The organism is Brevibacterium otitidis (genome assembly GCF_042429315.1).
In the GTDB taxonomy this organism is placed as follows: domain Bacteria; phylum Actinomycetota; class Actinomycetes; order Actinomycetales; family Brevibacteriaceae; genus Brevibacterium; species Brevibacterium otitidis.
Genome location: NZ_JBHMAU010000042.1, coordinates 1 through 7,221, shown reverse-complemented (window position 1 = coordinate 7,221; position 7,221 = coordinate 1). Strand labels below are relative to the sequence as shown.

11 protein-coding genes and 2 pseudogenes are annotated in these 7,221 nt (G+C 63.3%); 8 read left to right on the top strand and 5 right to left on the bottom strand.

Annotation, left to right across the window (positions count from 1 at the left end; genetic code table 11):
• Positions 1 to 194: 194 nt before the first annotated feature.
• Positions 195 to 461, bottom strand: a complete 267-nt coding sequence (locus tag ACFFN1_RS05865; RefSeq protein ID WP_376839490.1) for a hypothetical protein — start codon at positions 459 to 461, stop codon at positions 195 to 197.
• Positions 462 to 625: 164 nt separating this feature from the next.
• Between ACFFN1_RS05865 and ACFFN1_RS05860 the strand changes: the two are divergent.
• Positions 626 to 1,745: pseudogene (locus ACFFN1_RS05860) on the top strand (IS3 family transposase).
• An 80-nt stretch (positions 1,746 to 1,825) separates the two neighbouring features.
• On the opposite strand, the pseudogene ACFFN1_RS05855 reads toward ACFFN1_RS05860, so the two are convergent.
• A pseudogene (locus ACFFN1_RS05855) lies at positions 1,826 to 2,002 on the bottom strand (transposase-like zinc-binding domain-containing protein); the annotation flags it as partial.
• A gap of 98 nt (positions 2,003 to 2,100) precedes the next feature.
• Here ACFFN1_RS05855 and ACFFN1_RS05850 point away from each other — a divergent pair.
• A complete protein-coding gene (locus ACFFN1_RS05850) occupies positions 2,101 to 2,949 on the top strand; it encodes a hypothetical protein (protein WP_217005329.1) in 849 nt (282 codons plus the stop codon).
• Positions 2,950 to 3,169: 220 nt separating this feature from the next.
• On the opposite strand, the gene ACFFN1_RS05845 is transcribed toward ACFFN1_RS05850, so the two are convergent.
• Complete coding sequence (locus ACFFN1_RS05845; RefSeq protein WP_165883150.1) at positions 3,170 to 3,772, bottom strand: cadmium resistance transporter; 603 nt, start codon at positions 3,770 to 3,772, stop codon at positions 3,170 to 3,172.
• Positions 3,769 to 4,128 (bottom strand): Cd(II)/Pb(II)-sensing metalloregulatory transcriptional regulator CmtR, encoded by a 360-nt coding sequence (cmtR, locus tag ACFFN1_RS05840; protein ID WP_376839488.1) that lies wholly within the window; start codon positions 4,126 to 4,128, stop codon positions 3,769 to 3,771. The genes ACFFN1_RS05845 and cmtR overlap by 4 nt, the downstream gene beginning before the upstream one ends.
• On the opposite strand from cmtR, the gene ACFFN1_RS05835 reads away from it, so the two are divergent.
• The 6 genes from ACFFN1_RS05835 (at position 4,030) to ACFFN1_RS05810 (ending at position 6,756) form a co-directional block, all read left to right on the top strand.
• Positions 4,030 to 4,587 (top strand): recombinase family protein, encoded by a 558-nt coding sequence (locus tag ACFFN1_RS05835; protein ID WP_376839486.1) that lies wholly within the window; start codon positions 4,030 to 4,032, stop codon positions 4,585 to 4,587. The two genes, cmtR and ACFFN1_RS05835, sit on opposite strands and share 99 nt — an antisense overlap.
• Before the next feature lie 62 nt (positions 4,588 to 4,649).
• Complete coding sequence (locus ACFFN1_RS05830) at positions 4,650 to 4,901, top strand: hypothetical protein (RefSeq protein WP_376839484.1); 252 nt, start codon at positions 4,650 to 4,652, stop codon at positions 4,899 to 4,901.
• Positions 4,902 to 4,948: 47 nt separating this feature from the next.
• Positions 4,949 to 5,344 (top strand): ArsR/SmtB family transcription factor, encoded by a 396-nt coding sequence (locus tag ACFFN1_RS05825; protein ID WP_058730772.1) that lies wholly within the window; start codon positions 4,949 to 4,951, stop codon positions 5,342 to 5,344.
• Positions 5,334 to 6,146, top strand: a complete 813-nt coding sequence (locus ACFFN1_RS05820) for a permease (protein WP_376839482.1) — start codon at positions 5,334 to 5,336, stop codon at positions 6,144 to 6,146. The genes ACFFN1_RS05825 and ACFFN1_RS05820 overlap by 11 nt, the downstream gene beginning before the upstream one ends.
• A gap of 110 nt (positions 6,147 to 6,256) precedes the next feature.
• Positions 6,257 to 6,424, top strand: a complete 168-nt coding sequence (locus ACFFN1_RS05815) for a hypothetical protein (protein WP_376839480.1) — start codon at positions 6,257 to 6,259, stop codon at positions 6,422 to 6,424.
• Between the two features lie 47 nt (positions 6,425 to 6,471).
• Positions 6,472 to 6,756, top strand: coding sequence for a low molecular weight phosphatase family protein (locus ACFFN1_RS05810; protein ID WP_058730770.1), 285 nt, complete (start codon positions 6,472 to 6,474; stop codon positions 6,754 to 6,756).
• Positions 6,757 to 6,857: 101 nt separating this feature from the next.
• Here the strand turns inward: ACFFN1_RS05810 and ACFFN1_RS05805 are convergent, their stop codons facing one another.
• Positions 6,858 to 7,106 (bottom strand): hypothetical protein, encoded by a 249-nt coding sequence (locus tag ACFFN1_RS05805; protein ID WP_376839479.1) that lies wholly within the window; start codon positions 7,104 to 7,106, stop codon positions 6,858 to 6,860.
• Positions 7,107 to 7,221: the final 115 nt, after the last annotated feature.

The following is a 7,221-nucleotide window of genomic DNA, read 5'->3' as shown; positions in this document are numbered from 1 at the left end:
TCATACCCCCATATTAGTCACCCACCACGACCGAGCCCGACTCGCTGACCAGCACAAACAAACCAAAAGCTCCGAAAACCCCGCCAACCTGTGCAAGTCAGGAGCCCAATTCGCCAGCGTCGACTTCGGCACCCGAGTAATCTCCGAGACCTCCTCGACCGTGAGGAGTTCCGGTACGTCGACACGCTGCACCGTCACAGCAGACCACCTCCCGCACTATCGCCTCCGGCGGGGCCACCCGGTAAAATACTCGTTCCTCGCATTTCACCGGCTCTCGAAGGGTGACGCTCCACCAAAACGATGTCCACACACGCCTCGACCCGCTGCATCAGCCGCTCGACCCGCATCTGATCCTGCTCGTCCAAAGACGTAGCCACCGACTCCCACAGCGCGGCCAAAACGTCTCCCGCTTCCTGGTGCGACAACGGGGAGTAGTGATAGTTCGATTCAGGCAACTGCATGCTGACTCACCCTCTCCAAATAAGTTTCGTAACTCGTGAAGTCCGCCCTATAGCGACGCTGCCCGAAACCGGGGCGCTCAATGAGGCCCTGACCTGGCTCGAACGGGACTGCTGAAGGTTTGGTTGACTTCACGACTGGATAGATTCCAGGAAGGTGAGAGGTCATGCCAAAGATCTACACAGATGAGTTCAAGCAATCAGCGCTCGAGCTCGTGGGCGACGGAATGACCCAGAAGCAGGTGTGCGCTGATCTCGGGATCTCGAAATCAGCCCTGCAGGCCTGGGTGCGCGATGCTCGCTTGCGCGAGCACGGCCTCGAGCCCGCGCGCGATCCCGAGGAGTCACGAACTCAGGCGGCAGCGCTCAAACGCATCCGCGAGCTTGAACGAGAGAACAAGATCCTGCGTGAAGCAGCAGCGTGTCTCTCGCAGGCGAACTTGAAGCTCGGTGGCGCTCACCCACAATGATGTACCCGCAGGTACCGTGATCTTGCTGCCACCGGCGTGCCGGTGGCAGTGACCTGTCGGGTGCTCGGCTTTACCACGCAGGGGTTCTACAAATGGTGTGCGAATCCGGTCCCAGCCCGGGACTGGGAGGAGGCGCACCTGCTCAATGCCGCTTACGACATCCATGCAGATGACCCAGAGTTCGGTTATCGGTTCATCGCTGATGAACTCACTGCTGCCGGCTACTGCGCTTCTGAACGTCGGGTGTGGCGCTTGTGCTCGCAACAGGGATTGTTCTCTCACACGATCAAACGAGCCCGCACACACGGCAAAAAGCCCGGCCCACCGGTCTGTGATGACCTCGTCGAACGTGACTTCACCGCCAGCCGGATAAACGAGCTATGGCTTACTGACATAACGGAACATCGCACCGATGAGGGCAAGCTGTACATGTGGGCGGTCAAGGACGTGTTCAGCAACAAGATCGTCGGCTATGCCATCGACTCGCAGATGAAGTCCCGGCTGGCTATGGCGGCGATTGAGGACGCTGTGGCCCGTCGCGGCGGGNCAGCAGACGCTGAAACGTCTCGGACTGATCGCCTCGATGGGCCGAGTCGGTGCCGCTGGAGACAATGCGGCGATGGAATCGTTCTTCGCTGTGTTGCAAAAGAACGTCCTCAACCGGCGCCGGTGGGCCACCCGCGCACAGCTTCGCACAGCAATCGTCCACTGGGTCGAGCGGACCTATCACCAGAAGCGTCGGCAGCGCCGTCTGGCTAAACTGACCCCGGTTGAATACGAACTGGTTCACCACAAGGCCGTCGCCCTGACGGCATAAACCCCAGAGTCAACCAAACCTTCAGCAGTCCCAAACGTCGATGCGCTCACGTCGAGCCGGTTGATCCCAGCAGGACCGGACAGCCAGGACAAGAACGCCTGGAACTCAGCGTGCCGGGTGATATCCGGCCGGTGTTGGGTTGTCGAAGCGCCGCAGGATTTGCAGCGCCAGCGCGTCCGTCCAGCGGTGGTCTTACCGTTCTTGACGAGCTTGTTTGCGCATACACCACATCGGGGCTGATTCCTAGAACCGGTCACCCCACATGCTTTCAGAGCATGTACACACCCCTGAAGCCCTACGGACTACTAGCCAAGACCCCTATCCTGTACACACAAAATGAGCATTAACCCGACTCATGCGCATCGACGACTTCTTCCAGGAGTCGCCCGACACGGGGAACCCCTGGGACTCACAAGAGACCGAGCTCAACTCTGAGCTGCTGACCCAACTGGCACAGGGCACGGCCCCTGACCCCAAGCCTCTCGAGACAGCCCTGTCACTCACGCGGTTCGTGAGGGAAGAGTTCGAGGCGTTCGGCACCGAGCCGGCAGGCCTACGTATCTCCGAGGAGGAAGCGAGAGCGGCTCTCAGGACGCTCCGCCTCGTCCTCCAGCGGCAAGGGATCGAGTTCAAGCCTCCGTGGCGCGATTTCTCCTCCTTCAAGAGCCACTGGCTCTCCGAGGGTGCATACGGCAGCTGGCAGGCGCGTCGGGACATCCTGGAGAAGTGGTTCCGTCCCGTGCAAGACCAGCTCGAGGAGGCAGAGGAACAGCAGTTCATGGGCGAGCTGGCCGAAGGCATCTCGCCGCACGGCGATCTCGGCTGGACTGACGTCGACGATCACATCTCACAGCTACGGCAGCGCTTCAGGTCAGCCTCCACGCCTGTCGACTACAAGGACGTGGGCAACCGCTGTGTCGGCGTCCTCGAGGCGCTCAGCGCCCACGTCTACGACCCTGAGGTGCACTGCCCACCGGGACTCTCAGAGCCTCCGGTCGACAAGACCGACATCCGCATCGGCGCGTACATCGACCACCGTTTGCCCGGCAAGTCCAATGAGGAGCTGCGGGGGCTGACCAAGAAGGCATCGGCTCTCGCCCACAAGATGAAGCACTCACCGAAGGCCGATCGGACCACGACCGGCATCACCGCGGATGCCGTGATTCTGTTGGCGAACATCTTGCGTCGACTCGAGGACGGCTGAGGTCCCGCACGCAGAACAGGGTGCCCGTCGATCCTCCTTCGTCGGATCACCGGGCATCGGGAGGTGTGGTTGTGGCTTCGTTCGCTTGGTGGCGGGGTTATTGCAGCGCTCTGTGGTGGTCTTGTTGCTGCGATCACGCAGGACTGGCTGCAGGTAGGTGTCGCGGTCTGAACCGAGAGGGGTGCGCCCGGTCGGGGCCGTTTGGATCGCTGCCGCTACGTCAGAGTCCGAAGGCTCCGCCGCTGACGAGGATCACGATGCCGAGGCCGATGAGGACGATGGGGAAGAGGATGTGCTCCCAGCGTTCGAGCACTTCGGCGATCGGGGGGCGGGTGGCGACGAACTTTGCCAGGGTCACCAGGGCCGCGACGAGCGCGAGGAAGACGATGCAGTAGGCGACTACTGCGAGAGGTTCCACGCTGAGGAAGACAGGGGTGTAGACCCCGATGTTGTCGCCGCCGTTGGCAAGGGTGACGCCTGCGACTGTCCACACGCCGACCTTCTTGCCGGCAACCTTGGCCTCGTCGTCATCGTCGTCATCGTCTCCGCGCCAGGCCTGCCATGCCGCCCAGAGGCCGAGGCCTAGAGGGATGAGACCGAGGTACGGGATGGCTGCCGAGGGCAGGAATGCTCCGGCGCCGATGGTCACCAGGACCGCGGCACCGAGGATGCCGGCGAATCCGAGGTACTGGCCGGCCAGAATGCGGGCGGTAGTGCCGCGCTGGCTTGCCCCTCGCGCGAAGAAGAGGGAGAGCACGATGATGTCGTCAATGTTGGTCGCTGCGAACAGGCCCATCGCCTGCAAGACTGAGGCGAGGATCATGCGCTCTCCCCAGCTGCGTCGCATCCGGGAAGCGAGCAGGCGGGATCGATGCACGGGGCGTCTTCTTCCACTGCCAGGGTGGCATCGACCAGTGCCGTCAGCGCCTGCGCCAGGTGCGAATCGGCGATCTCATATCGTGTTCGACGACCCTCGGGCTCGGAGACGACGATCCCGCAATCGCGCAGGCATGCCAGGTGGTTGGACACGTTCGGGCGTGTCAGGTCCAGATCTCGGGCCAGTTCCGCCGGGTAAGCGGGATGGTCGAGCAGGGTCAAGATGATCCGGGATCGAGTGGGGTCGGCCAGAGCACGACCCAGGCGGTTCATCACGTCGAGACGCGAAGCAATAGTCAGCATGCATTGAACTATACAGCGCGCACTGAACACTCGGTCACAGGCGTCAGCCCAGATCGCACGCCCGTAAGGGGATCCTTCACCGCACGTCGGCTGGCCCGCTCGCTCCCGGACGCGCGGGACATCGCGGGCGAGCTCACCATCAAGGGAGTGGCGCTCAGTCTCGGAGGCAGCGTCTACGACGCCAACGACGCCGTCGCCCGGTTGCTGTTCAACGTGCTCGGCATGGTGGCCGAGTTTGAGGCGGACCTCATCCGCCTGCGCACCCGCGAAGGCATTGGCATCGCCAGATCCAAGGGCAAACTCAAAGGCAAGAAGCCCAAGCTCTCGCCCTCTCAGCGCAAGCACCTGCTGACGTTGCACACGGCCGGCGAACATACCCAAGCCGAGCTCGCCGAGCTGTTCAACGTCTCCCGCACCACCATCTACCGCGAGCTGCGCCGCACCACGGCCGACACCTGACCGCGCCTGCACCGCCACTGAGCAATCACAGAAACCCGCCACCAAGCCATCACATCCACAGTGTGGTCGCGATCATCTGGTGCACCGGTTTCCGTCCCGCCCTGAACCATCTCGCCTCCCTGGGCCTGAGGCGCGAGAACGGCGTGCCCAAGACCATCGGCACACGCTCCGCCGACGAGCCCCGCCTGCACCTGCTCGGGCACGGGGACTGGACCGGCTTCGCCTCAGCCACCCTGATCGGGACGGGCAGGACCGCCAAGGACGCAGTCCATGACATCACCAGCCATCTCCCCGCGGCGTCGCCCCCACAATAGATAAGCCGTCGCTTGTGTCAGAAGCAGTCGCTTGTTAGTGTGGAGGTATGTCTTCACCGATACAAATTCCGGCCGTGGCCTCGGACCTCTCGGCCAAAGAACGCGCCGCCTACCTGGCCCCCACCCTCTCGGCTCTGGCCGACGAGAACCGTCTGACAATCGTGCTGTGCCTCGCCGATGGCGCCAAGACGAACAAGCAGCTGCAGGAGGCCACCGGCCTCAGCCAGGCACTGGTCAGCCACCACGTCTCCGCCCTGCTCAAAGCGGAACTGATCGAAGTGGCCCCGCAGGGCCGGTCGAACCTCATCTCGATCTGCTGCGAACAGTTGGCCGCCCCAGTCCAATGGCTGGCCCACCTTGCAACCCTGACTCCCGCCGGACAGCGAGCCTGCTGCACCGAGGCCGAGATCCCGGCACGCAGTGTGGTGACCGATGCTGACTGACACGCTCGGCACCTTCGCACTGCTGCTGGGCGAGCTGCTGGCCCTCTTCCTCGTCGTCTCGACCGTCGTCGCGCTGATCAACCGGCGATTCGGCCCGGAGAAGATGCGCGACTGGATGAGCAGCGGGAAAGTCCCCGGACCCATCAAGGGACTACTCTTGGGGGCGGTGACTCCATTCTGCTCCTGCTCGACACTGCCGATGCTGGTCGGAATGCTCAACGCCGGGGTCGCCTTCCAGACAGCGATGACCTACCTCATCGCCTCACCGCTGCTCAACCCGATCATCGTCGGCGGCATCGGAATCATCTTCGGGTGGACGACCGCCATCGTCTACACGCTCTTCACCCTGGCCGTCTCACTGCTCGCCCCGTGGGTATGGCGCGGCCTGGGCCTGGAGAAGGCGCTCAAGCGCGTGCGCGTACAGGGCGAGAAGACGCCCGAGCCGTGGAAAGGAATGCGCGACGAGATGCCCGGAGCGCTCCGCCAAGCCTGGACCGATCTGCGCCCCCTGCTTGTGCCCATGCTCATCGGCGTGGCGATCGGAGCCGCGATCTACGAGTTCGTCCCCGAGGATCAGCTGACCGCCTTCGCCGGAGCCAACATCTGGTGGGCGGTGCCCCTCGCGGCGATCATCGGCATCCCACTTTACATCCGCTTGGAGACCATGCTCCCGATCGGGCTGGCCCTCCAGTCCGCCGGTGTGGCCCTCGGCCCGATCTTCGCCCTGATGATCGGCGGGGCGGGGCCTCCCCGCCAGAGGTCTCGATGCTCACGGCGGTCTTCAAGCCACGGCTTCTCGTGACATTCGTCGTCACCATCCTGGCCGTCGCGATCGCCGGCGGCTACATCCTCACGATCACAGCCTGATCCCGACAACTGTCCCCGTAAACCCACCACAGGAAAGGAACCACCATGGGACTGAAGGACCTGTTCACCGGACGCTCGAAGAACGAGCAGTCGGACTGCTGCAACGTCGAGATCGTCCCGGCCGACGAAGACGATAAGCAGCAGAACACCAACACTGAAGCATCTCAGCAGGCAGGCATGAGCTGCTGCCAGGACGCCAAGACAGAAGGCTGATCCTTCCCACGGAACTTCGATGCTGTGTCATAGGACACGGAACTTCGATGCTGTGTCATAGGAACAGCCACGAGGGCCTCGCCACTGGCGAGGCCCTCGCCGTGTGCGCAATCCAACCCTTCGACCATGCCACGCTGCTCGCCACCGATACCGCGCAGACCTCGGCTGCAGTGAGCACGACGAGATGTGGCGACACCTGCCCGATCTTCCCCGGCAAACGCTACGAGGACTGGCAGTTGAACAACCCCGCAGGACTTGAGCTCGACGCGGTGCACCCCATCCATAACGAGATCGGATCCCGAATCCGCGACCTCATCACCGAACTCACCTGACCCAAGATCACGACCGGCCCAGCGCACCTGCCGAGCATGGACCTCTCCCTCTTCACCGATAGCCCCGGCCGGCCCTGGCCGGGGCTATTCCGTCATCTCCATCATCGGACCCTGCCGGTGATCCTGCGCGCCTCGTCCTCATGACGACGCGCCTCGTTCTCGAGCTGCTTGCCCAGCGCCCGCAGCATGTCGACCCGCTCCATCCGCTCGTCGTAGAACTGGCGGAAGGTTCCCCCGCCGCCCGACCGGATCAAGTACGCACCGGCCTCGGCATCATCGGCCTCGTGCAGCACCTGACGGGCGCGATCGCGCATGTCGGCGATCTCGATCGGTCCCAGTGCCATGCTCATCACCCCCCTCTCCTAGATGATTGATTCCAAGGGGTGACTGGCGGCGTGCCTGCCGCAAGCACAGGTCGAGGGTGTCCAGGATCGAGGTTGAATCTCTCAATCTCGAACCCTAAGG